This is a genomic window from Skermanella stibiiresistens SB22 (assembly GCF_000576635.1).
In the GTDB taxonomy this organism is placed as follows: domain Bacteria; phylum Pseudomonadota; class Alphaproteobacteria; order Azospirillales; family Azospirillaceae; genus Skermanella; species Skermanella stibiiresistens.
This window is the reverse complement of sequence record NZ_AVFL01000042.1, coordinates 1-22,885: the sequence shown is the minus strand read 5'-3', so window position 1 is coordinate 22,885 and position 22,885 is coordinate 1. Positions and strand designations below refer to the sequence as shown.

18 protein-coding genes, 1 tRNA gene and 2 pseudogenes are annotated in these 22,885 nt (G+C 67.1%); 13 read left to right on the top strand and 8 right to left on the bottom strand.

All coding sequences use genetic code 11. From position 1 onward, the window contains the following. Nucleotides 1-3 precede the first annotated feature (3 nt). Nucleotides 4-459, bottom strand: a complete 456-nt coding sequence (gene cynS / locus N825_RS31665) for a cyanase (protein ID WP_245613292.1) — start codon at nt 457-459, stop codon at nt 4-6. Nucleotides 460-647: 188 nt separating this feature from the next. Here cynS and N825_RS31660 point away from each other — a divergent pair, with 188 nt between their 5' ends. From N825_RS31660 to N825_RS31645, 4 genes are all read left to right on the top strand, one after another. Further along, complete coding sequence (locus N825_RS31660) at nt 648-2,048, top strand: ethanolamine ammonia-lyase subunit EutB (protein WP_037460552.1); 1,401 nt, start codon at nt 648-650, stop codon at nt 2,046-2,048. Next, complete coding sequence (gene eutC, locus N825_RS31655) at nt 2,041-2,847, top strand: ethanolamine ammonia-lyase subunit EutC (protein WP_051513773.1); 807 nt, start codon at nt 2,041-2,043, stop codon at nt 2,845-2,847. The genes N825_RS31660 and eutC overlap by 8 nt, the downstream gene beginning before the upstream one ends. A 67-nt stretch (nt 2,848-2,914) precedes the next feature. Continuing rightward, on the top strand, nt 2,915-4,756 hold the full coding sequence (locus N825_RS37295; protein WP_051513754.1) for an ATP-binding protein: 1,842 nt from the start codon (nt 2,915-2,917) through the stop codon (nt 4,754-4,756). Nucleotides 4,757-4,848: 92 nt separating this feature from the next. Further along, a complete protein-coding gene (locus N825_RS31645; protein ID WP_051513752.1) occupies nt 4,849-7,032 on the top strand; it encodes a methyl-accepting chemotaxis protein in 2,184 nt (727 codons plus the stop codon). Between the two features lie 338 nt (nt 7,033-7,370). Here the strand turns inward: N825_RS31645 and N825_RS31640 are convergent, their stop codons facing one another. The 4 genes from N825_RS31640 to N825_RS31625 form a co-directional block, all read right to left on the bottom strand. Then, complete coding sequence (locus tag N825_RS31640; RefSeq protein ID WP_037460550.1) at nt 7,371-8,147, bottom strand: alpha/beta fold hydrolase; 777 nt, start codon at nt 8,145-8,147, stop codon at nt 7,371-7,373. 80 nt (nt 8,148-8,227) lie between these two features. Further along, complete coding sequence (gene arfB, locus N825_RS31635) at nt 8,228-8,647, bottom strand: alternative ribosome rescue aminoacyl-tRNA hydrolase ArfB (RefSeq protein WP_037460548.1); 420 nt, start codon at nt 8,645-8,647, stop codon at nt 8,228-8,230. A 72-nt stretch (nt 8,648-8,719) separates the two neighbouring features. After that, nucleotides 8,720-10,084 carry an AmpG family muropeptide MFS transporter gene (locus N825_RS31630; protein ID WP_245613291.1) on the bottom strand — a complete coding sequence of 455 codons (1,365 nt, stop codon included), beginning with the start codon at nt 10,082-10,084 and terminating at the stop codon, nt 8,720-8,722. A 96-nt stretch (nt 10,085-10,180) separates the two neighbouring features. Next, on the bottom strand, nt 10,181-10,954 hold the full coding sequence (locus N825_RS31625) for a hypothetical protein (RefSeq protein WP_037460546.1): 774 nt from the start codon (nt 10,952-10,954) through the stop codon (nt 10,181-10,183). Between the two features lie 127 nt (nt 10,955-11,081). On the opposite strand from N825_RS31625, the gene N825_RS31620 reads away from it, so the two are divergent. From N825_RS31620 to N825_RS31605, 4 genes are all read left to right on the top strand, one after another. Continuing rightward, nucleotides 11,082-12,617 (top strand): ABC transporter substrate-binding protein, encoded by a 1,536-nt coding sequence (locus N825_RS31620; protein ID WP_051513749.1) that lies wholly within the window; start codon nt 11,082-11,084, stop codon nt 12,615-12,617. A 42-nt stretch (nt 12,618-12,659) separates the two neighbouring features. Beyond that, a complete protein-coding gene (locus tag N825_RS31615) occupies nt 12,660-13,607 on the top strand; it encodes an ABC transporter permease (protein ID WP_037460543.1) in 948 nt (315 codons plus the stop codon). Further along, nucleotides 13,604-14,434 (top strand): ABC transporter permease, encoded by an 831-nt coding sequence (locus tag N825_RS31610; RefSeq protein WP_037460542.1) that lies wholly within the window; start codon nt 13,604-13,606, stop codon nt 14,432-14,434. The genes N825_RS31615 and N825_RS31610 overlap by 4 nt, the downstream gene beginning before the upstream one ends. 217 nt (nt 14,435-14,651) lie before the next feature. Further along, the gene (locus N825_RS31605) at nt 14,652-16,340 is read left to right on the top strand and encodes a methyl-accepting chemotaxis protein (RefSeq protein WP_051513747.1); all 1,689 of its coding nucleotides are present in this window, start codon (nt 14,652-14,654) and stop codon (nt 16,338-16,340) included. Nucleotides 16,341-16,388: 48 nt separating this feature from the next. On the opposite strand, the gene gpt is transcribed toward N825_RS31605, so the two are convergent. Both gpt and N825_RS31595 read right to left on the bottom strand, forming a co-directional pair. Beyond that, the gene (gene gpt, locus N825_RS31600) at nt 16,389-16,874 is read right to left on the bottom strand and encodes a xanthine phosphoribosyltransferase (protein ID WP_245613290.1); all 486 of its coding nucleotides are present in this window, start codon (nt 16,872-16,874) and stop codon (nt 16,389-16,391) included. 98 nt (nt 16,875-16,972) lie between these two features. After that, on the bottom strand, nt 16,973-17,443 hold the full coding sequence (locus N825_RS31595; RefSeq protein ID WP_084165240.1) for a DUF4864 domain-containing protein: 471 nt from the start codon (nt 17,441-17,443) through the stop codon (nt 16,973-16,975). A gap of 79 nt (nt 17,444-17,522) precedes the next feature. Between N825_RS31595 and N825_RS31590 the strand changes: the two genes are divergently transcribed. Both N825_RS31590 and N825_RS31585 read left to right on the top strand, forming a co-directional pair. Then, nucleotides 17,523-19,196 (top strand): gamma-glutamyltransferase family protein, encoded by a 1,674-nt coding sequence (locus N825_RS31590; RefSeq protein WP_425423762.1) that lies wholly within the window; start codon nt 17,523-17,525, stop codon nt 19,194-19,196. Nucleotides 19,197-19,343: 147 nt separating this feature from the next. Next, nucleotides 19,344-19,420, top strand: a tRNA-Arg gene (locus tag N825_RS31585). A 334-nt stretch (nt 19,421-19,754) separates the two neighbouring features. Here N825_RS31585 and N825_RS41090 read toward each other — a convergent pair. Then, nucleotides 19,755-20,027: pseudogene (locus N825_RS41090) on the bottom strand (DUF4268 domain-containing protein); the annotation flags it as partial. A gap of 130 nt (nt 20,028-20,157) precedes the next feature. On the opposite strand from N825_RS41090, the gene N825_RS39950 reads away from it, so the two are divergent. From N825_RS39950 to N825_RS31570, 3 genes and pseudogenes are all read left to right on the top strand, one after another. Further along, nucleotides 20,158-20,400, top strand: a complete 243-nt coding sequence (locus tag N825_RS39950; protein WP_198038990.1) for a hypothetical protein — start codon at nt 20,158-20,160, stop codon at nt 20,398-20,400. Nucleotides 20,401-20,487: 87 nt separating this feature from the next. After that, nucleotides 20,488-21,500: pseudogene (locus tag N825_RS31575) on the top strand (IS30 family transposase). A gap of 462 nt (nt 21,501-21,962) precedes the next feature. Beyond that, nucleotides 21,963-22,885, top strand: a 923-nt coding sequence (locus tag N825_RS31570; protein ID WP_198038989.1) for a Calx-beta domain-containing protein, incomplete at its 3' end; no start/stop codon positions are given.

Genomic DNA, 22,885 nt, shown 5'->3' with positions numbered 1-22,885 from the left:
GGATCAATATTGGCGGTACTTCAGGAATTTGCCACTGAGGGTGATGGAGACGCGGTCGCCCGCCGGGTCGGGCTGTCGGCTGATATCCATGTCGAAGTCGATGGCGCTCATGATGCCGTCGCCGAACTCCTCCTCGATCAGCGCCTTGAACGTCGTGCCGTAGACCTGCACCAGCTCATAGAAGCGGTAGATCAGCGGGTCTGTCGGGACCGCCTGTCCCAGCGAGCCGCGCGACGGGATCTGCTGGAGCAGCTTGACCTCGTGGTCGTTGAGGTCGAGCGCGTCACCGACATTGTGGGCCGCCTCGGCCGGCAGAGCCATCTGGCCCAGCACCGCCGCGGTCGTGAACTCCTTGGAGAGTCCGGCCTTCTCGGCGATCCACTTCCAGGTCAGGTCCCGGTCAAGCCGGATCTGAAGGATCTTCTCGGTCAGTTCGGCACGGGTCATCGCGTGGTTCATGGTCGTGGATCTCCTCCGCTGGGGTGCGCTTTCGGATAAGTCTATCAGGAGTACGCGACGGGGGTAACAGGGCTCGTCGGCTGGTTCCAAGTTGGTTGGCCGACGCGACGGCTTGCCAGACCGGTGATTTGTTGCAACGCTGACCACCATCGACTTCAGGAGCCAATCGCTGGGAAATGGGGCCTGCCATGGCATATCATCAGGACATCGGCGGCACGCGGCACCGTTTCGCGGACCTCAAGGATCTGCTGGCGAAGGCTTCGCCGGCGCGCTCGGGCGATCATCTGGCCGGGGTGGCGGCGGAAAGCGCCGAACAGCGGGTCGCGGCGCGTCTGGCGCTGGCGGACCTGCCGCTGGCGACCTTCCTGACCGAGGCCGTCGTCCCCTACGAATCGGATGACGTCACCCGGCTGATCATCGACACCCACGACGCCGCCGCGTTCCGGCGGATCGCCCCTCTGACCGTCGGAGGTTTCCGCGACTGGCTGCTGTCCGACGAGGCCGATACCGAGACCTTGAGGGCGCTGGCCCCCGGGGTGACGCCCGAGATGGCGGCGGCGGTGTCCAAGCTGATGCGGAACCAGGACCTGATCGCGGTCGCCCGCAAGATCCGGGTCGTCACCGCGTTCCGGACCACGATCGGGCTGCCGGGGCGGCTGGCGATCCGGGTCCAGCCGAACCATCCCTACGACGACGCCAAGGGGATCGCGGCCTCCATGCTCGACGGCATGCTGTATGGCTGCGGCGACGCCGTGGTCGGCATCAACCCGGCCAGCGACAACATCCCGACGACGATGCGGCTGCTCGACATGCTGGATGAATTCCGCGTCCGCCACGACATCCCCATGCAGTCCTGCATCCTGGCCCATGTCACCAACACGCTGGAGGCGATCCGGCGCGGTGCCCCGGTCGATCTGGCGTTCCAGTCGATCGCCGGCACCCAGGCGGCCAACGAGAGCTTCGGCATCACGCTCGACCTGCTGGCCGAGGCCCACGCCGCGACCTTGGCGCTGAAGCGCGGCACCGTCGGCGACAACGTGATGTATTTCGAGACGGGGCAGGGCAGCGCGCTGTCGGCGGACGCCCATCACGGCGTCGATCAGCAAACCGTGGAGTGCAGGGCCTACGCCGTCGCCCGCCCGTTCAAGCCGCTGCTGGTCAACACCGTCGTGGGCTTCATCGGCCCGGAATACCTGTACGACGGCAAGCAGATCCTGCGCGCCGGGCTGGAGGACCACTTCTGCGGCAAGCTGCTCGGCCTGCCGATGGGTGTCGACGTCTGCCACACCAATCATGCCGAGGCCGACCAGGACGACATGGACAACCTGCTGACCCTGCTGGGGGTGGCGGGGGTCAATTTCGTGATGGGGGTACCGGGCGCCGACGACATCATGCTGAACTACCAGAGCACGTCCTATCACGACGCGCTCTACGTCCGCTCGGTTCTGGGGCTGCGGCCGGCACCGGAGTTCGAGGAGTGGCTGATCCGCATGTCGATCCTGGACGGTGCCGGCCGGGTCCGGCCGGCCTTGGCGGGGAGCGGGGCCAGCGCGCTGCTGGGCCACGCGGAGGCGGCCCGCCATGACTGACGGGACCGAGGACAAGCCGGACGGTGCCGTCGCCGCGGATCCGGGTGGCAATCCGTGGAGCGCGCTGCGCCGCCACACCGCCGCGCGGATCGCGCTGGGGCGCAGCGGTGATGGGTTGCCGACGCGGCACCTGCTGGACTTCCAACTGGCCCATGCCCGCGCGCGGGACGCCGTCCACCTCGCGTTCGAGCCCGAGGCGATCGCCGCCGCCCTGCCGGGCCACGTCTGCGTGACCGTGCGGAGCCGGGCGCGCGATCGCGCCGCCTATCTCCAGTATCCCGATCTTGGCCGCAAGCTCGATCCGGAGGATCTGCCCCTGCTGCGGCGGGGTGAGCACGATGTCGTGTTCGTGCTGGCCGATGGGTTGTCGGCGCGGGCGGTCCACGACCACGCGGCGGCCCTGCTGACCGCCACGCTCGGCCTGCTGCCGGATTGGAGGGTGGCCCCCGTCGTGCTGGCCCGCCAAGCCCGCGTGGCCTTGGGCGACGACATCGCGATGACCCTGGGGGCGGCCGCCGTCGTCATGCTGATCGGCGAGCGACCGGGGCTGAGCGCCGCCGACAGCCTGGGGGCCTATCTGACCTTCCGGCCTCGCCCGAACCTTCAGAACGCCGACCGCAACTGCGTCTCCAACATCAGGCCCGATGGCTTGGCGATCCCGCTGGCGGCGCGCAAGCTGGCCTTCCTGCTGACCGAGGCGCGGCGCCTGAAGCTGTCGGGTGTCGGGCTGAAGGACGACTTCCCGGCCGAACTGCTGGAGCCCGCCGCGGTGGCCCTGGAGGCGACGCGCCGCGACTGAACCGCCGGTAGCGCGATCTCGATATTCGCTTTGAATGTGATTTTAACCCGGCGTGAGGCAGGGTGTCATGAGGACGCCCAGCCGGGCATCCGGCGTCGGACACGATGAGCAAGTGCTGGTTCTCAACCCCACCCTGCGTGACATCCTGATCGAGCTGGCGCAGCACACGGGTTTGTTCGCGCTGCTGGCCTTGGCGTTCTCGCGGATCATCCACGCGTCGCGCCTGCACCGGAGCCGGTGGCGGCCGGCCGTGCTGGGAACCACCTTCGGCGTCTTCGCCGTCCTGTGCATGATGATGCCGGTGATCATCCCGATCGCCGCGCCCGGAACGGCCGCCCCCGGCTCCGGGGCCATCATCCTGGATGGCCGCCACGTCATGACGGCGCTGGCCGGCATGCTGGGTGGACCGGTTTCCGCCATCATCGCGGCGATCGGCGCGGCGGCCTACAGGATCTGGCTGGGGGGACCGGTCATGATCGCGGGGTGCGCCGCCATCGTGATCAGCGCGTCCTGCGGCGTCGCGGCGTGGTGGCTGGCCGCCCGGCGTGGACGGCGCGCGCGATTCGGCGATTTGGTCCTGCTGGCGCTGGTGGCGACGGTGGCCGGTCAGGCGCCGGTCCTGCTGCTGCCGACGCGCGAGATCTTCTGGACCTTCGTGACCGAGGCGGCGCTCCCCCTGGCGGTCGTGACCGGTGGCGGGATCATGCTGCTGGGCAGCCTGCTGCTGATCGAGCTGCGGCGCCAATTGGGAGAGGACAAGCTGCGGCTGCTGGCGGCCTACGCGACCGACATCATCATCCGCTCCGACCTTCAGGGCCGGCAACTCTTCGTCTCCCCCGCCTGCCGCGAAATCCTTGGCCATGACCCCGACGACCTGGTCGGAAGCCTGATGGACGCCCTGATCCACCCGGATGACAGGGACGGGGTCGCCGCCGTCATGGCCACGCTGACGCCGGGCGCCCCGCGCCAGATCTTCACCTGCCGGATGCGGCGCGCGGATGGCGGGCATGTCTGGGTCGAGGTGACGGTCCGGCTGGTCCCCGCGACCTCCTCCGACACCTTGTGGAACGACCTTGCCGAGGTCGTCAGCGTCGCCCGCGACATAAGCAAGCGGAAGGCGGTGGAGGCGCGGCTCGCCGCCGCCACCGCGCGGGCCGAGGCGGCCAACCGGGCCAAATCCGGCTTCCTCGCCAACATGAGCCACGAGCTTAGGACACCGCTGAACGCCATCATCGGCTTCGCCGAACTGATCCGGACCGAGACCATGGGCCCGGTCGGCAACCCGACCTACCGCGAATACGCCAAGGACATCCACGACAGCGGGCATCACCTGCTGAGCCTGATCAACGACGTGCTCGACCTGTCCAAGATCGAGGCCGACCACATGGAATTGGACGAGGAGACGGTCGAGCTGAACGACGTCGTGGCGGCCTGCGTCCGGATGGCGCGGACCCAGGCCGACAAGGGTGGCGTGATGCTGGAGGCCCATGTCGATCCCAAGGGCGTGCTGGTCCGGGGCGAGCACCGCCGCCTGCTCCAGGTGCTGCTGAACCTAGTTTCCAACGCGATCAAGTACACCCGCCCCGGCGGCTCCGTGACGATCGTGACGCGGGTGCCGCCGGAGGGTGGCGTCGAACTGGTGGTGCGAGATACCGGCTGTGGCATCCAGCCCAGCGACCTGCCCTTGGTGATGCTGCCGTTCGGCCAGATCGACAACGCCTACAACCGTCAGAACCAGGGCACCGGCCTGGGATTGCCGCTGGCCCGCCGGCTGGTCGAGATGCATGGCGGGACGCTGAAGCTGGACAGCGGCGTCGGCGTCGGCACCACCGCGACGGCCAGCTTGCCGGCGTCGCGCGTGATCGGCTCCGCGAGGATCGGCCCGGCTAGGACCGAACTTCGGATTTAAGATGAATTTATCGCAATACCGCAAAGCTTGCTTTGGTGGCCTAGGCCGTTCGTGATAGGTGAAGCGATCCACCGCTCTCGCCGGATCGCGCCATGTCTCCCCACCCTCCCTTCGCCCGTCCCCATTCCGGCGCGTCGATCGGCGCCAGACTGACCATCCTGATCGTCATCATGGTGATCGGGGCGGCCGGCATCGCCGGTTTCGGCCTTCGCGAGCTGCGGCTGACGCTGCTCCACGACCGGCAGGACAAGACGAGGAACCTCGTGGAGGTCGCCCATGGCGTCGTCGAGCGGTTCGGCGCCATCGCCGAGCGGGGTGGCATGAGCCGCGAGGCCGCCCAGACCGCCGCCCTGGAGACGCTGCGCGGGCTGCGCTATGATGGGAAAGAGTATTTCTGGATCAACGACATGGCGCCGAGGATGGTGATGCATCCGCTCCGCCCCGATCTGGAGGGACAGGACCTCTCGACCACCCGGGATCCGGCGGGAACACCGCTGTTCGTCGAGTTCGTCCGGACCGTGGAGGCTGGCGGCGCCGGCTTCGTCGACTATCTCTGGCCGCAGCCGGGCGGCACCGATCCGGTGCCGAAGCTCTCCTACGTCAAGGGGTACCAGCCGTGGGGCTGGGTGGTGGGATCGGGCATCTACATCGACGACGTGGATGCCATCTTCATCCGCCAAGCCACCATCACAGCCGGGATCGCGGCGGTGATCTTCACGCTGGCCGTCGTCCTGGCGTCGCGCATCGTCCGCGGTATCGTGCGGCCGGTCCGGGCCTTGCGGCGGGCCATGGGGGATTTGTCCGACGGCCACCTCGACGTCGTCGTGCCGGGCACCGAAGCCGGCGACGAGCTGGGTGACATGGCCCGCGCGCTCGACGCCCTGAAGCAGGTCGCCGTGACGGCGGTGCGCTCGGGCAGTGGGCTCGATCAGGTCGGTTCGCCGATCATGATGATCGACGGTGATGGCGTGGTGTTCCACGCCAATCAGGCGATCACCGCGATGTTCGCCTCGGTGTCGGCGGAAATCAGCCGCTCGGTGCCGGGGTTCGAGCCGGGGCGGCTGATCGGCACGCCGATCGACCGCTTTCCGGTTGCCGCCGGCGGCGAGCATCGGGGCGGTCCGCTGAGCCGCATCCTGCTGGGCGGGGCGGAAGTCAGGCTCGATCTGGGCGGCAGGACCTTCCTGCTGGTTCCCCATCCCGTCGCCGGCCGGCACGGGCAGCCACTCGGCACCGTGGTGGAATGGAACGACCGGACGGACGAGTTGCGGATCGAGGGGGAGATCAGCGGCATGGTGGCGGCGGCGGTGCGGGGCGACCTGTCGGCGCGCATACCGCTGGCGGGCAAGGCCGGCTTCTTCCTGACCACCAGCGAAGGCATCAACCGGCTGGCCGAGACGGTGTCCGGCGTGTCGGAGGACTTGGCGGACGCGCTGGGCTGTTTGGCCGCCGGCGATCTGACGCGCCGGATCGGGACGGATTACGACGGGGTGTTCCAGCGGCTCGGGAACGACTTCAACGCCACCGCCGACACGCTGGCGGACGTGGTCGGCCGGATCTCGGCGGGAAGCCGCGATCTGGCGGAGCGGACCGAGCAGCAGGTGTCCAGCCTGCGGCGGACCACCGCCACCATGGAAGGGCTGACCGGGACCGTCCGCGCCAATGTGCGGACCTCCGTCCGGGTCGAGGAGGCGGCGGTCGCCGCCCATGGTTCCGCCGACAAGGGGGCCGGCGTGGCCGAGGACGCCGTGGACGCGATGCGGCGGATCGAGGAAAGCTCGTCCCATATCGGCGACATCGTCAGCATGATCGACGAGATCGCCTTCCAGACCAACCTGCTGGCGCTGAACGCCGCCGTCGAGGCCGCCCGGGCCGGTGACGCCGGACGCGGCTTCGCGGTGGTCGCCACCGAGGTCCGCACGCTGGCCCAGCGCTCGGCCGCCGCGCCGAAGGATATCAAGCGGCTGATCCATACCAGCGGCGAGGAGGTCCATGATGGCGTCGTGCTGGTCCGCGCCGCCGGTTCGGCGCTGACCGACATCACCGCGTCGGTCGGCAAGGTCGCCGACCTGATCGGCGTGATCGCCCGCGCCACGTCGAAACAGGCGGAAGGCCTGGACGAGGTCGGCGTAGCCATCGCTTCGATGGACGCGATGGCGCAGCAAAACGCCGCCCTGGTCGAGGAAAGCTCGACCGCCGCGGAGTCGCTGGAGTCCCAGGCCCGCGAACTGACCAGCCTGATCAGCTTCTTCACCCTGACCGCCGAAGCGGCTTGAGTGGGTAGCCGCCGGAATGCACGTCGGCTGCCGCTTCGCTATAGCAGACCTAAGGTAGAATATATTCCATGTTTTCTTCTCTAGGGTGGCAGGTCGGGTAGAGTTGCCACCGGCGCCGGGCGCCGATCCTCCGCGAATGAAACTAATTCGCAGATCACTCAACCGTAGGTCGGGTAGAGCGCAGCGGCACCCGACAAAGCAGGCGAGTTGGTGTCGGGTGCCGCTGCGCTCTACCCGACCTACGGCTATGTTTATGCCAGTATTTCGCCGGTCAGTTTCTTCATAGCGAAGCGGCACCCAACAAGCTGGCGCGTCGATGATGGCATTTGGGAAACGTTCTACTCGTCCAGGAAGGCCAGCACGCTGTCAACGAAGCGGTCGGGTTGTTCGGCGTGCAGCCAATGGCCGGCGTTGGCCAGGGTTTCGACGCGGGAGTTGGGGAACAGGCGCTTGATCTCGTCGTGGGCCGAGGGACGGACATAGTCGGAGCGCTCGCCGGCCAGGAACAGGGTCGGCTTGTCGAAACGGAGGCCGGCCAGATCGGCGGTCGGGAAGGCGGTCAGTTCGTCCATCCTGTCGCCCAGCGCCTCCAGGTTGATCCGCCAGGAGAAGGCGCCGTTCTCGGCCACCAGGTTTTGCAGCAGGAAGCCGCGGATCGGCGCCTCGGGGATCGAGGCCGCCAGTTGGGTGTCGACCTCGCCTCGCCGCCCGACGCCCGACAGGTCGACCGCCCGCATCGCCTCGACATAGGGCATCAGCGTGTGCCGGTATGTCACCGGCGCTATGTCGGCGACGATCAGCTTGTCGACCAGATCGGGCCGCGTCAGAGCCACCACCATGGCCGCCTTGCCGCCCATGCTGTGGCCGAGCAACGAGACCGGGCCGAGATGGCGGCCCTCGATGTAGTCCTCCACGTCCTCCGCCATGTCGGCGTAGCCCATGTCGGACGACCAGGGCGAACCGCCGTGGTTGCGCATGTCGAGCGCGTGGACCCGGTGGCTGTCGCCCAGGCGCTTGGCGACGGTGTTCCAGTTCCGGGCCGAACCGAACAGCCCGTGCAGCACCACCAGCGGTTCACCCTCGCCAGCCTCGAAGCCCGTCAGCGTCATCCCCATGGGGTCGATCCCTTTCCTTGTTTCCCGCGATGCCTCAACGGAGCCGCCGCGGCTTCCGCACCAATATCAGCCGCCCGTCCCTAGACATCCGGCTTGCCGCTCCGCAGGCGCTTGATGTCGGAGCGCTGGCCCTTGGCCTCCAGCCGGCGCTGCTTGGACCCGAAGGTCGGCTTGGTCGGGCGGCGGGGGGTCGGCGGGATCGACGCCTCGCGGATCAGCTCGATCAGCCGCTCCAGCACCGCCTCCCGGTTCCGCTTTTGGCTGCGGTGTCCGTCGGCGACCAGGATCAGCACGCCGTCCTGCGTCAGCCGGTTGCCCGCCAGCCGCTCCAGCCGCCGCCGGACGTCGTCGGACAGGTTGGGCGATTGCCGCACGTTGAAGCGCAGCTGCACCGCCGTCTCGGTCTTGTTGACGTGCTGGCCTCCCGGTCCGGAAGCGCGGACGAAGGTTTCCTCGATCTCGTCGTCGTCGAGGGATATGCGGTGGGTGATCCGGATCATGATGGGGCGAATATCGCCCGTCGGGCCGCCCGTTGCAACGGGCGGCCCCGCTTCATGCGATCGAAGGCGGCTTCAGGCCCGCTCCGCCTCGCCGGCCGGCCGCCGCGCCGGCGCCTGGGCGCCCGTCCCGCGCATCAGCCAGAGCAGCAGCAGCAGCCCCGGCAGCGCCGCCGATGTCGAGAGCAGGTAGTACGACACCCAGTCCATCCTGTCAGCCAGCCAGCCGCTCGACGCCGCCAGGACGTCGCGGCCCAGGGCCGAGAAGGACGACAGCAGGGCGTATTGGGTGGCGGTGTAGGCGACGTTGCACAGGCTGGAGAGATAGGCCACGAACGCGGCGGTGCCCATGCCGCCGGTGACGTTCTCGACCGCGATCACGACCGTCATCATGCCAATGTCGTGGCCGCTCCGCGCTAGCAGGACGAACATCAGGTTCGACACCATCTGGAGCAGGCCGCAGACCAGCAGGCTGCGCGTCACGCCGAACCGGCTGACCACGACGCCGCCCAGCAAGCCGCCGATGATCGAGGCGCCCAGCCCGAACGCCTTGGTGACGTTGGCGATCTCGATCTTGGTGAAGCCCAGCTCCAGGTAGAACGGCGTCGCCATGGCGCCGGCGTAGACGTCGCCCAGCTTGTAGATCGCGATGAACAGCAGGACCGCCAGCCAGGACCGCCGCGTCATGAAATCGGCGAAGGGCGCCACCACGGCGCCGAACAGCCAGGCCAGCGCCTCCGCGCGCCAGCCGCGCAGGCCGGGGCGCCGCTCCAGGTACTCGGCGACCACCCGCTCGCGCTGTTCGGATTCGGGCGAGACCCTGATGTCCGGCTCGCGGTTGAGCAGCATGGTGATCAGCCCGACGCCGACCAGCCCCGCCATGATCAGGTAGACCATCGACCAGGGCAGCGCGCTCGCCAGATAGAGGGCGCCGGCCCCCGAGGTGAGCATGCCGATCCGGTAGCCGAGCACGACGGCGGCGGCGCCGGCACCATACTGGTCCTCGTCCAGGATCTCGACGCGCCACGCGTCCAGAACGATGTCCTGGCTGGCCGAGCAGAAGGACACCAGCACCGCGAACAGCGCCATCCACCACAGCTCGGTCACCGGATCGGTCGAACCCAGCCCGATCAACGCCAGCATCAGCCCCAATTGGGTCAGCACCGCCCAACCGCGCCGCCGTCCCAGAAGCCCGGTCAACAGCGGCAGGCGCAGCCGGTCGATCAGGGGAGCCCAGGCGAATTTGAGCGTGTAGGGCAGTCCCACCAGGGCGAACAAGCCGATCGCGGTCTTGGCGATCCCGCCCTCGACCAGCCAGACGCTGAGCGTCGCCCCGGTCAGCGCCAGCGGCAGCCCGCTGGAGAAGCCGAGGAACATGATCGCGATGATACGGCGGTCCAGATAGACCGACGCGGCTCTGGTCCAGGACGACGAGGCCACGGGGGCGGAACTCCATCTGGCAAAGGAGGCTATTTCATGAAAGGCCGGTTTAGACCAATCATGGTTAACAAGACGTGACCGGCGCTGGGCCGGTCCTCACTTCCCGGTCGCGGCGTTATCGTTGGAGGGGTCGTTTGAGGAGTCGACGGCGGCGTCCGCCGACGCGGCGCGTTCCAACTGCCGCGCCCGGAGATATTCGGCGAAGGCGATCATCGCGTGCGGTCCCGGCTCGACCCCCTCGTTCCGGGCCAGCCAGTCGCGGAACTCGTGGGCGTCCGCCGTGGTGCGGATCACCGGCAGGCCCCTGACCCGGGCCTCCTCGACCAACTCGTCCATGGTGGCGCGGTGGTATTGGAAATCATCCTCGGTCATGTCGTCGCCGAGCACGCGGCGGAAGTCCTCGATCGTGTCGAAATCCAGCACGTCCAGCTCGCTGATCTCGCCGTTGTTGACCCGCTCGATGAAGTCCTCGACCGGATCGACCTCGTCGTCGTCATCAGCCTCCGTCTCACCGGGCTCGCCCGTCTTGCCCGAGAGCCGTTTCTCGGCGCGATCGACCTCGGTGGTCAGCTCGCTCAGCATCTCGTCGGTCATGTCGAGCTGGAACTCCACCGCCTCGGCCGCCCCTTCGAGCAGGCTGAACAGCACGCGCCCCTTGGCGCGCTTCGGCGTCAGCCAGGCGATGTCGGTCAGGAAGCTGCCATCGCTGAGCGTCAGCATCGGCTCGCGCGGGTCACCGGGTGCCGCCACTGCCAGCGTGAACGGCGGGTCGCCCAGATGGACCACCGACATCTCCTCCTCGACCTGGATCTCCTCGGACGACAGGGACAGGCTGACCCCGACGACATAGGTGCGGCGCTTCAACGACATCGACCATCTCTCCCAGCGGATCACCAGCGGTGTTTAACATGCGGAACGCCTTTGGCACCACGACCTTGATCCCGCCGCCCTCTCCCCCCATCATGCGCTCCGCACCAAGGCCAGCGGAGACTTGCCGATGATATTCCGACCCCCGTCGCTCGCCCCTCAGTCGCTGGCGCTGGGCGCCCGCCTGTCGCTGGCGGTGGGCGCGCTCCTGCTGGCGCTGGGCGTCCCGGCCCCGACGGGGGCCTCGGCGCAAGCGCGCGACCGCCTCGTCATCGGCATGCATCTGGAGCCGCCGCACCTGGACCCGACCGCCGGGGCGGCCGCCGCGATCGACGAGGTGACCTACGCCAACCTGTTCGAGAGCCTGACCCGGATCGACGCGCGGGGCGAGGTGATCCCCGGTCTGGCGGAAAGCTGGCAAGTCTCGCCCGATGGCCTGACCTACACCTTCAAGCTGCGCGCCAATGTCAGGTATCACGACGGCACCGGTTTCGATGCCGCCGACGTCAAGTTCGCCCTGGACCGCGCGCGGGGGCCCGACTCGGTCAACGCCCAGAAGGCCTATTTCGCCGCCATCGCGTCGGTGGAGACACCCGATCCGCTGACCGTCATCGTCGGCCTGTCGCGGCCGGACGGGCAGTTCCTGTTCAACATGGGCTCCAATGACGCCGCCATCGTGGCGCCGGAATCGGCGGCGACCAACAAACAGAAGCCGATCGGAACCGGGCCGTTCAAGTTCGACCGCTGGGTGTCGGGTGACCGGGTCGTGCTGGCGCGCAATCCCGATTTCCGCGATCCAACGGTGCCGAAGCTGAGGGAGGTGGTGTTCCGCTTCATCAGCGACCCGGCGGCCCAGCTCAACGCCATGCGGTCGGGCGACGTCGACGCCTTCCCCAACATCGGCGCCACGGAGACGCTGCCGGTGCTGGAGGCAGACAAGAACTTCGTCGTCACCGTCGGCACGACCGAGGGCGAGACGGTGTTGGCCCTGAACAACGCCCGCAAGCCGTTCGACGATGTCCGGGTGCGCCGGGCGCTCGCCTTCGCCGTCAACCGCCAGGACGTGATCGACGGCGCCATGTTCGGCTATGGCACGCCGATCGGCAGCCATTTCGCCCCGCACCGCGCCGGATATGTCGACCTGACCGGGATGTACCCGCACGACCCCGCGAAGGCGCGGGCGCTGCTGGCGGAGGCGGGATACCCCAACGGCATCGACGCGGTGATCAAGCTGCCGCCGCCGATCTACGCCCGGCGCGGCGGCGAGATCATCGCGGCGCAGCTGGCCGAGGTCGGCGTCCGGCTGAGGATCGAGCCGATGGAATGGGCTCCGTGGCTGGAACAGGTGTTCAAGGGCCGCGACTTCGACATGACCATCATCTCCCATGTCGAACCGCTGGACATCGACATCTACAACCGGCCCGACTATTACTTCGGCTATCACGGCGACCGTTTCGCGGCCGTCATGGATAAGCTGAGCCGCGCGATCGAGCCTGACGCCCGCGCCGCCCTGTATGGCGACGCCCAGCGGATCATCGCCGAGGACAGCGTCAATGTCTTCCTGTTCCAGCTGCCCAAGGCGGGCGTCCACCGCGCCGGCCTGACGGGATTGTGGGAGAACAGCCCCGTGCCGGCCAATGACGTGACGGCGGTCTCGTGGAAGTGACGGCGATCGCCGTCCGTCCCCCGCGCCCATGATCCGCTTTTCATGATCGGCTTTCTCGCGCGGCGCCTGCTGGGCTTGGGGCTGACGCTGTGGCTGGCGTCCTTGGTCGTCTTCGTCGTGCTGGAGGTGCTTCCCGGCGACCCCGCCCTGCTGATGCTGGGCGTCGATGCCCGGCCCGACACGCTGGCGGCGCTGCGCGCGCAGATGGGCTTGGATCAGCCGGTCCCGGTCCGCTATCTCGGCTGGATCGGCGGGTTGCTGAGCGGCGACATGGGGATCAGCCACACCTACGCGGTGCCGGTGGCCGATCTGGTGCGCGACCGGCTTGCGGTGACGGCGCCGCTGGCCGGGCTGGCGATCCTGCTGTCCACGGCGGTGGCCCTGCCGCTGGGCGTGCTGGCGGCGTCGCGGCGTGGCCGGGTGGCGGATTACGGCGTCATGGCGTTCAGCCAACTCGGCGTCGCGATCCCCAATTTCTGGTTCGGCATCCTGCTGGTGCTGTGGCTGTCGATCGGGCTGGGCTGGTTCGAGGCGGGCGGCTTTCCCGGCTGGTCCGAAGGGCTGGGACCGGCACTGAAGTCGCTGATCCTGCCCGCCGTCACGCTGGGGCTGACCGAGGCCGCGATCCTGGCGCGGATCACCCGCGCCGCCGTGCTCGACACCCTTGGCGAGGATTACGTCCGCACCGCGCGGGCCAAGGGGCTGGGCGCCGGGGCGGTGATGCGGCGGCACGTGCTGCGGAACGCGTTGATCCCGATCACGACCATCGTCGGGCTTCAGTTCGCCTTCCTGCTGGGAGGCGCCATCGTGGTCGAGAACGTCTTCTTCCTGCCGGGATTGGGGCGGCTGCTGTTCCAGGCGATCAGCCAGCGCGACCTGATCGTGGTCAAGGACGTGGTGATGGTGCTGGCGGCGCTGGTGGTGGCGGTCAACCTGATCGTCGACATCCTGTACGCCGCGATCGACCCCCGGCCCAAGGGAATGGCATGAGCCGGTTCGGTCATCCGGGCCTCCTGATCGGCGGAACGCTGACGCTGCTGATCGCGGCGATGGCCCTGCTGTCGCTGGTCTGGACACCCTATCCGCCCGACGCGATCCGGATCGCGGCGCGGCTCCAGCCACCGACTTGGGCGCATTGGCTCGGCACCGATCACTTCGGCCGGGACATGCTGTCGATGATCATGGTCGGCGCCCGCAACTCGATCTCGGTCGGTGCCGTCGCGGTCGGGCTGGGCATGGCGGTGGGGGTGCCGCTGGGGCTGGCGGCAGCCACGCTGGGCGGCTGGACGGACGAGGCGGTCGGCCGGCTGACCGACCTGACCTTCGCCTTTCCCGCGATCCTGTCGGCGATCCTGATCACGGCGCTGCTGGGGCCGGGAGCCGTCAACGCCATCGTGGCGATCGGCATCCTCAACATCGCGGTGTTCGCCCGGGTGACCCGCGCCGCCGCCCTGCACGTGATGGCCCGGCCGTTCGTCCGGGCCGCCGCGGCGTTGGGGCGTGGCCCGCTGTCGGTCACGCTGGTCCATGTCCTGCCCAACGTCGCCGGTGCCCTGGTGGTGCAGGCGACCATCTCCTTCGCGGTGGCGATCCTGGCGGAGGCGGGGCTCAGCTATCTGGGCCTGGGCATCCAGCCGCCGGCGCCGAGCTGGGGCAAGATGCTGAACGAGGCGCAGACCTTCATGGCGCCGCGGCCGACCCTGGCGATCTTTCCCGGAGCCGCCATCGCCCTGGCGGTGCTGGGACTGAACCTGCTGGGTGACGGGCTCAGGGACTTGCTCGACCCGCGTATTGGCAAGGTGTCAGCCAAGCGGTGAAGAACCAAGATCGTCCAAAGGTTATATGCCGCAGATTGGCGTGTTAGCGAAATCAATATGAACAAATACTTTAGAAAGTATTTTATCATTATTAACACTGATGAGTCAATTCTAGGCTCGGATTGAGGCGCGTGAAGTCGATTACAAAGGTTCGAGACAAACCTGAAAGCACTCTCGCCACGCGCCGGGAATGAAGGAAAACCGGAGGGGACATCCGATGAAACGGCTCCACGCGTTGAAGATTTCGACCAAGATATATGCCCTGGTGGGGTTCCTTGGCTTGGTCGCCGCACTGATCGGGACGGCTGGCGTCATGACCATGCGGACATATGACAGCGAAGTCGAAACCATGACGGCGGCATCGGCCCGGGCGCTGCTGGGCGAGCGCGTCAACGGGCTGGTCAACGCGGTGGTGATGGATTCGCGCGGCGTCTACATGGCCGAGAACGCCGAGGGCATCGACAAGTTCGGCAAGCCGCTGCTGGGCAGCCTGAAGGCGATCGAGACGCTGATGGCGGAATGGAAGGCGCTGGTGCCGCCCGAGCACGCGGCCCAGTTCGCGCGGGCCGAGAAGAACGCCGCCGACTTCGTGGCGTTCCGGACCAAGCTGGTCGAGATCGGGCGCGCCAGCGGCGCCCCCGCCGCCAGGCTGTTCGGCGACAACGACGCCAACCGGTCGAACCGTCAGGCGCTCAACAAGGAGCTTCAGGAGATCGCCGCGTTGAACGCCGCCATGATCGGCGCCGCGTCGGCCGAACTCGACCAGTTCTACGCCACCATGCTGAGGGTGCTGGCGCTGCTGACCGTGCTGGGCGTCGGCTCGGCCGCGGCGCTCGCCATCGTGATCGTGCGGAAGACGGTGACCGGCCCGCTGGGCGAGATCACCGGCACCATGATGCGCTTGGCCGAGGGGAACAGCGGTGTCGAGGTCAAGGGTGTCGAGCGTGGCGACGAGATCGGCGAGATGGCCCGCACCGTCGGCGTCTTCCGCGACAACATGATCCGGGCCGCCACGCTGGAGGACCAGCGCCGGACCGACGAGGAGGCCCGCGAGCGCCGCCGCCAGAGCCTGGAGAGGCTGACCCACGACTTCGGCGTCGGCATCGACGAGGTGGTCAAGGCGGTGTCGGCCCAGGCGGTCGAGATGCGGTCGTCGTCGGAATCCATGTCGGCCATCGCCGAGGAGACCGCGCGCCAGTCCTCCGCCGCGGCCGCCGCGTCCGATCAGGCCCGCGTCAACGTCCAGACCGTCGCCGCGGCGGCGGAGGAACTGAGCAGCTCGATCAACGAGATCAGCCGGCAGGTCAGCGAATCCTCGCGGGTGGCGACCGTCGCCGTGTCCGAGGTGGCGCGCACCAATGGCAGCGTCGCCAGCCTGGTGGCGGCGGCCGACAAGATCGGCGAGGTCGTCAACCTGATCAGCGACATCGCCAGCCAGACCAACCTGCTGGCGCTGAACGCGACGATCGAGGCGGCGCGGGCGGGGGAGGCCGGCAAGGGCTTCGCCATCGTCGCGTCGGAGGTCAAGAACCTCGCCAACCAGACGGCCAAGGCGACCGAGGACATCGCGACCCAGATCGCCGGCATGCAGGCCGCCACGTCGGGCGCGGTCGGCGCCATCCAGGCGATCGGCGGCACGATCACCCGGATCGACGAGATCGTCACCGTGATCGCGGCGGCGGTCGAGGAGCAGGGCAGCGCCACCCGCGAGATCGCCCGCAACATCCAGGAGGCGTCGCGCGGCACCGACGAGGTCAGCTCCAACATCAACGGTGTCCATGGCGCCGCCGGCGAGACCGGCCGCACGGCGTCACAGGTGCTGGAGGTCGCGGCGGGCGTCGCCCATCAGGCCGACACGCTCCGCCGCGAAGTCGGCGAGTTCATCACGCGCGTGAAGAGCGCGTGACGCCTTCCCGACCGATGGCCGAGTGATGGACGCCTTCGGCGCGGTGGCTCAGAGGCCGCCGCGCTGCTGGGCGATCGGCTGGGTGAACTGAAGCTCGACGTCCCAGGGGAAGTAGATCCAGGTGTCCTGGCTGACCTCGGTGATGAAGGTGTCGACCAGCGGCCGCCCGGCGGGCTTGGCGTAGATCGTCGCGAAATGGGCCTTGGGGATCATCTTGCGCAGCACGGTGGCGGTCTTGCCGGTGTCCACCAGGTCGTCGATGATCAGCCAGCCCTCGCCATCGCCGTCGAAGCCCTTGAGCACGCGGGCCTCGCGCTGGTTCTGGTGGTCGTAGCTGGAGATGCAGACGGTGTCGATCAGCCGGATATCCAGCTCGCGGGCGATGATCGCCGCCGGCACCAAGCCGCCGCGGGTGACCGCGACGATGCCCTGCCAGGGGCCCTTTTCGGCCATGCGCCAGGCCAAGGCCTTGGCGTGGCGGTGCAACTCTTCCCACGACACGGGGAAATGCTTGACGCTGTCCTTATCGGCCACGGCCATTCTCCAGCACGACTGTCGATCATGATTTCTTGATCGCGATGATCCGATCAAGGTGATCGGCCGCTTATAACGCACCCGCCGCCCTGCGGCAATCAGGCGCTCCGGCCGGGAGCCTCGAGCAGCACGCAGCCGTCGATCCGCCACGCGCCATCGGGCTGCCGCTCCATGAAATAGAGCGCCACGACGGCGGCCCCGTCCGGCCCGACCAGCAGCACCCGCTGGGTCAGCCGGCCGTCGACCACCGCGAGATCCAGGAAATCGACGCCGCGCGGCCGGTAGACCGGCGGATAGCCCTGCCGCACCATGCCGATGAAGGTGGCGGGCGAGCCGAACATGCCCTGGATCATCGGGCTGGCGTAGCCGAAGGCGGCATCGGCGTCATCCCGCTGGAACGCGTCGAGCTGTCCCTGGATCACCGCGACGATGGCCGGCTTCTCCGCCGCGTCGGCGCTGGCCGGCGCCGTCTCCGCCGCGAGGGCCGCGGTGGAGGGCGAGATGGGGGCCAGGATGGGGACCAGGACCAGATGAACCAGAACGGCGAGAACGACCGGTAAGCGCGTCATGACCACCTGCTCCCCATGTTTTCAAAGCGGGATTGCACCCAATGCCTTAACCTTCTAAGCATTGGTCACACAGGGAACTATGCCGCGCGGGGCGATCGGCCAGCACACCGGCTCCACCGCGCAGGACTTGGGAGAACAAGGCATGCTGAACACGTCGTCCGCCCGCCGGGGCATGGTTGTGGCCCCCCACCATCTGGCGGCGCAAGCGGGATTGTCCGTGCTGCGCGATGGCGGTGACGCGGTCGAGGCGATGGTCGCTGCGGCCTCCACCGTCGCGGTGGTCTATCCCCACATGAACGGCATCGGCGGCGACGGCTTCTGGCTGATCGCCGAGCCCGGCCAAGCGCCCGTCGCGATCGACGCCTGCGGCGCCGCCGCGGCGGGGGCCCTTCCCGAGCTTTACCGCGCCAACGGCCACGCGGTCATCCCCAGCCGCGGCCCGCTGGCCGCCAACACGGTCGCTGGCACGGTGTCCGGCTGGGGCAAGGCCCTGGAGGTCAGCCGGCGCTGGGCCGGTGGGGGATCTGGCGGCAAGCCGGCGTTGCCGCTGTCCCGCCTGCTGGAGGACGCCATCCACTACGCCCGCGAGGGCATGCCCGCGACCGGCGGCCAAGCCCGCTTCACGGCGGACAAGCGTCCCGAGCTGGAGGACGTGCCCGGCTTCGCGCCGATCTTCCTGCCCGGCGGCGCCGTGCCGGCGCAAGGCGCCCGGTTCCGCCAGCCGGCCTTGGCCGCCTCGCTGGAGCGGATCGCCGCCGCCGGCGTCGAGGACTTCTACCGCGGCGATCTCGCCCGCGCCCTGGCGGCGGGGCTTCAGGCCGCCGGCAGCCCCGTGGCGCTGGCCGACCTGGAGGCCCACCACGCCCGCGAGGTGACGCCGCTGAGCGTCCGCCTGCGGAACGCCAGCCTGTACAACATGACGCCGCCGACCCAGGGGCTGGCCTCGCTGATGATCCTGGCGCTGTTCGACCGGCTGGGCGTGACCGAGGCGGAGGGCTTCGCCCATGTCCACGGCTTGGTCGAGGCGACCAAGCAAGCCTTCCTGGTGCGCGACCGCCATGTTAGCGATCCGGCGCGCATGGCGGTCGATCCCTTCCACTTCCTGGAGGAGGCCTCCCTGGCCGATCTGGCCGGCAGGATCGACCCGGAGCGGGCGCTGCCCTGGCCCCAGTCCGGCCCGCCGGCCGACACGATCTGGATGGGAGCGATCGACGGACAGGGCAGGGCGGTCAGCTTCATCCAGAGCACCTACTGGGAATTCGGCTCCGGCGTGATCGCGGGCGACACCGGCGTGCTGTGGCAGAACCGCGGCTCCAGCTTCTCGCTCGACCCGGCCGCCGTCAACGCGCTGGTCCCCGGCATGCGCCCGTTCCACACGCTGAACCCGGCCCTGGCCCGGTTCGACGATGGCCGCGTCATGCCCTATGGCACGATGGGCGGCGAGGGGCAGCCGCAGACCCAGGCGGCGGTGTTCAGCCGCTATGGCTTGTTCGGCCAGTCGCTGCAAACGGCGGTGACGGCGCCGCGCTGGCTGCTGGGCCGGACGTGGGGAGCCGCCAGCACCAACCTGAAGCTGGAATCCCGCGTCGACCCCGCCGTGATCGAGGCCCTACGCGCCGCCGGCCACGACGTTGAGGTGGTCGCCCCCTTCAGCGACATGATGGGCCACGCCGGCGCCTTGGTGCTGCACCCCAACGGCACGATCGAGGGCGCCTTCGACTGCCGCTCCGACGGTGCGGTCGCGGCGTTCTGAGGCCTGTCCGAGGAGGCGGCAAAATTTCTTGCAGAAGGGCCTTGCGTGGCGCCAACTCATTGGCTAGTTTCCGGCTCCACGACGGACCGCACGGTCCAACGCCTCGCGAGAGGCGGTGCCCCGCGAGGGGTGTCGAGAAAATGGTAAGCGCCCGTAGCTCAACTGGATAGAGCATCTGACTACGGATCAGAAGGCTAGGAGTTCGAATCTCTTCGGGCGCGCCACTTTTTCAAGCACTTAGCAGCGCGTTTAGCTGCAATCGCATCGCAGAACAATCACGTAGCAATCACCAGAAGCAAAGTCACATTTTTTTTGCTTCTGCCATGGGTTTCCCCTGTTGAGCCGAGACCGCAGCCGGTGCGCAGTCTCCATCGGCAACGGCGGCGACGAGGTTGATTCCCATCGTCATCCACCGCGATCGTGCACAAGATCGACAGGCATGGTTATGTTTTCGGCATTGTCCGGCTGCCAGGTATCTGCATTCAGAGCGCGGACACGAGATGCGAAAACTCGATGCATGTCATTCAGCCGTACGGCCAACCATTCGTGCTGGCGCGGCTAATCGGACTCGTCCTCGGGATCGACGTCATTCAGATATACCGATATCCGACTACCTTGACGGGAGGTAAGTTCCTCCCATTCTAACCAATAGCCGAGTTCCTGCTCGACTGTTTCTTTCTGCTGCCTCAGAAGACCGAAGAAGGATTTCGCGTAATCTCCCGAAATATGTAGCTCCGCCTGGATCTGTTTCTTTGGGCGGATCATCACGGCTCCAAGGTTGAAGCCGCTTCGGCCTATGGGATAGGTCATCCAAGCTGCGGCTGCGGCTTGCGATTTCCCGAAACCGGACCGCCCGCTCTGTCGAGCGCAAGATGGTACTCACCCCAATAGGACCGTTGCGTCATCCGTGTCTTGGAGAGCTCGGCGTCGTCAATCGCGCGCGCGGCCTGGGCGACCGAGCGTGACCAGTCGTTTGCTTGGATACGATGTTGAACTTTGGGGCGGCGGGCAAGTCTCCGATCCGCCACAACTCGACCTCCAGACCGAAGAAGCGGAAGCTCTCATCGGTGATCTTGTTCAGCCAGTCGAGTGCTGCGCGGTGCTCCTCAGTAAAGTGCGCGGCAATCCAGACGATTGTTACCGGGTCGAGACCGGAGGCATAGGTCAGAAGCTGACCGAGGTGGCTGTGATCCGTGCACTCTAACTGGGCGGATTCAAATATCATAGCGAACACCACCTCTGCTCAGGGAGCAGGAGAGGTGAGAGCAGAGGCAACGACGGAAGCTGGACAATGGAAGACCGGGTGACGATCGATCTGCGGCGGAAAGATGGCTGGGGCGTGCGGGCAATCGCGCGGGAGCTTGGCCGCTCGCCCAGCGTGATCAGTACGGCGATCGGGCGCGGCCGGGAACAGGACGGCAACTACGCTGCTGGCTCAGCGCAGATCGCGGCGGCAGCGCGGCGGGACCGATCGAGACGCCGGGCCAAGCTCGCACTGGATAGCCCTCGGTTTGCCGAGGTGGCGATCTGCTGCGGCTGCAGTGGTCGCCGGAGCAGATCGCCGGGAGGCGCAAGCGCCTGGAGGAGGGAATGGAAGTGTCGTCCGGACTCCGAGTGTCGCACGAGGCGATCTACGCCGTGCCGCGCGGTGAGCTGCGGCGCGAGTTGCTCGCCTGCCTGCGTCAGGGCAAGCCGCAGCGCGGCCGGCGGTCCAAGGATGGTGAACGGCGGGGTCGGATCTGCGACATGACCAGCATCCGCGAACGGCCGGCGGAGGTGGAGGGACGCCTGGTGCCCGGGTATTGGGAGGGCGACGTGATCAAGGGGGCCGGCAACCGTTCCTCGGTCGGTACGCTGGTCGAGCACACCAGCCGCAAGCTGGTCCTGATCAAGCTGACGGACGCCAAGGCGGAGACGGCACGCAATGGTTTCGCTGCCGGCCTGCTGGCGGTGCCGACACCGCTGCGCCTCACCCTGACCTACGACCAGGGCAAGGAGATGGCGCGGCACAAGGAACTGGCCGCGCTCACGGGCCTACGCGTTTACTTCGCCGACCCGCATGCCCCTTGGCAGCGTGGCTCCAACGAGAACACCAACGGCCTATTGCGCCAGTACCTACCCAAGGGCACCAACCTGTCGGTGTGGTCGCAGACCTAACTCGACGTGATCGCCGCCCGGCGCAATGGTCGGCCGCGCAAGACGCTCGGCTTCGTGACCCCCGACGAGGTGTTCGCCGCGCTGGTGGATAACGCCGACAACGCCGTCACGTCATCAAATGCGGAGGGTGTTCGCTACGGAACTTGAATCCGCCCAAGCTCTACAGCCCAGCCGAGTGCCGGAACCTCTTCCGACATTCGCACTATCCAACCTGATTGGTAGCGACTCCAAATGTAAGCTAGAGGTCTAGTGATTTCACAGTCCTTTCGGCTTGAAGCCGGAAATAACAACTCCTCAAAGCTTGTCGCGAAGCTAACCGTTTTGTACAGCTGTGTCGTCACCATACCCATTAGGTTTGGAGAAATTGCTTTAGGTCCAATGACTATCACTGTCTTGAGCTAAGGATTAAGGTTGCCGGGTTTCACGTTACTATTATTTAATCATATTTGCCATTAGTAGTATGGAGGATTTATGGTTAACATGGAGAACAACAAGAACGTCAACGTTATGACATCTGTTTCTTAGCGTTTCTCTGTGTATAGGCACATATTTTTAACCGATGATGAGATATATCGCCGGTCCTAACCTTATAATTTGCAGGAAACAACGATGTCAGACCAACAATTACCGGTCATTAACATTTCAGCAACTGACACGGCCGAGGCGGAGGGCAACAGCGGCACGACGCCGTTCATCTTCACGGTGACACGTTCTGGCCCGACCACCGGTACATCGACGGTTTCTTACAGCATAATCGGCACTGGGGGAAACGCAGCCAGTGCATCTGATTTCAGCGAAAACAGGCTGCCCTCAGGGACTGTGGAGTTTGCCCCTGGAGAGACCACTAAGACAATCACGATCAATGTGGCCGGTGACACCGTCCTGGAAACTGATGAAGAGTTTGCAGTGGTTCTGCAGCCACCAACCGGCGCCATCCGCGGCACCAACTATGTCGCCTGGAGCACCATCACGAACGATGAAGTTGGCACATTACCGGTCATTAACATTTCAGCAACTTACACGGCCGAGGCGGAGGGCAACAGCGGCACGACGCCGTTCACCTTCACGGTGACACGTTCTGGCCCGACCACCGGTACATCGACGGTTTCTTACAGCATAATCGGCACTGGGGGAAACGCAGCCAGTGCATCTGATTTCAGCGAAAACAGGCTGCCCTCAGGGACTGTGGAGTTTGCCCCTGGAGAGACCACTAAGACAATCACGATCAATGTGGCCGGTGACACCGTCCTGGAAACTGATGAAGAGTTTGCAGTGGTTCTGCAGCCACCAACCGGCGCCATCCGCGGCACCAACTATGTCGCCTGGAGCACCATCACGAACGATGATCAAGATAATCAAGCAACCAGCGGGGATGACAGCCTCGCTGGGAGCGCTAATAACGACAGCATAGATGGTTTAGCCGGTAATGATACGATCCTAGGAATGGCGGGCAACGACACGCTAGCCGGAGGTGGCGGTGACGATACACTTGATGGCGGTCTGGGCGCCGACAGCATGGCGGGCGGTCTGGG

Bases quoted from the DNA above. Each gene is read 5' to 3' on its own strand.
- cynS (WP_245613292.1), bottom strand. From the start codon at position 459: ATGAACCACGCGATGACCCGTGCCGAACTGACCGAGAAGATCCTTCAG.
- N825_RS31660 (WP_037460552.1), top strand. From the start codon at position 648: ATGGCATATCATCAGGACATCGGCGGCACGCGGCACCGTTTCGCGGAC.
- eutC (WP_051513773.1), top strand. From the start codon at position 2,041: ATGACTGACGGGACCGAGGACAAGCCGGACGGTGCCGTCGCCGCGGAT.
- N825_RS37295 (WP_051513754.1), top strand. From the start codon at position 2,915: ATGAGGACGCCCAGCCGGGCATCCGGCGTCGGACACGATGAGCAAGTG.
- N825_RS31645 (WP_051513752.1), top strand. From the start codon at position 4,849: ATGTCTCCCCACCCTCCCTTCGCCCGTCCCCATTCCGGCGCGTCGATC.
- N825_RS31640 (WP_037460550.1), bottom strand. From the start codon at position 8,147: ATGGGGATGACGCTGACGGGCTTCGAGGCTGGCGAGGGTGAACCGCTG.
- arfB (WP_037460548.1), bottom strand. From the start codon at position 8,647: ATGATCCGGATCACCCACCGCATATCCCTCGACGACGACGAGATCGAG.
- N825_RS31625 (WP_037460546.1), bottom strand. From the start codon at position 10,954: ATGTCGTTGAAGCGCCGCACCTATGTCGTCGGGGTCAGCCTGTCCCTG.
- N825_RS31620 (WP_051513749.1), top strand. From the start codon at position 11,082: ATGATATTCCGACCCCCGTCGCTCGCCCCTCAGTCGCTGGCGCTGGGC.
- N825_RS31615 (WP_037460543.1), top strand. From the start codon at position 12,660: ATGATCGGCTTTCTCGCGCGGCGCCTGCTGGGCTTGGGGCTGACGCTG.
- N825_RS31610 (WP_037460542.1), top strand. From the start codon at position 13,604: ATGAGCCGGTTCGGTCATCCGGGCCTCCTGATCGGCGGAACGCTGACG.
- N825_RS31605 (WP_051513747.1), top strand. From the start codon at position 14,652: ATGAAACGGCTCCACGCGTTGAAGATTTCGACCAAGATATATGCCCTG.
- N825_RS31595 (WP_084165240.1), bottom strand. From the start codon at position 17,443: ATGACGCGCTTACCGGTCGTTCTCGCCGTTCTGGTTCATCTGGTCCTG.
- N825_RS31590 (WP_425423762.1), top strand. From the start codon at position 17,523: ATGCCGCGCGGGGCGATCGGCCAGCACACCGGCTCCACCGCGCAGGAC.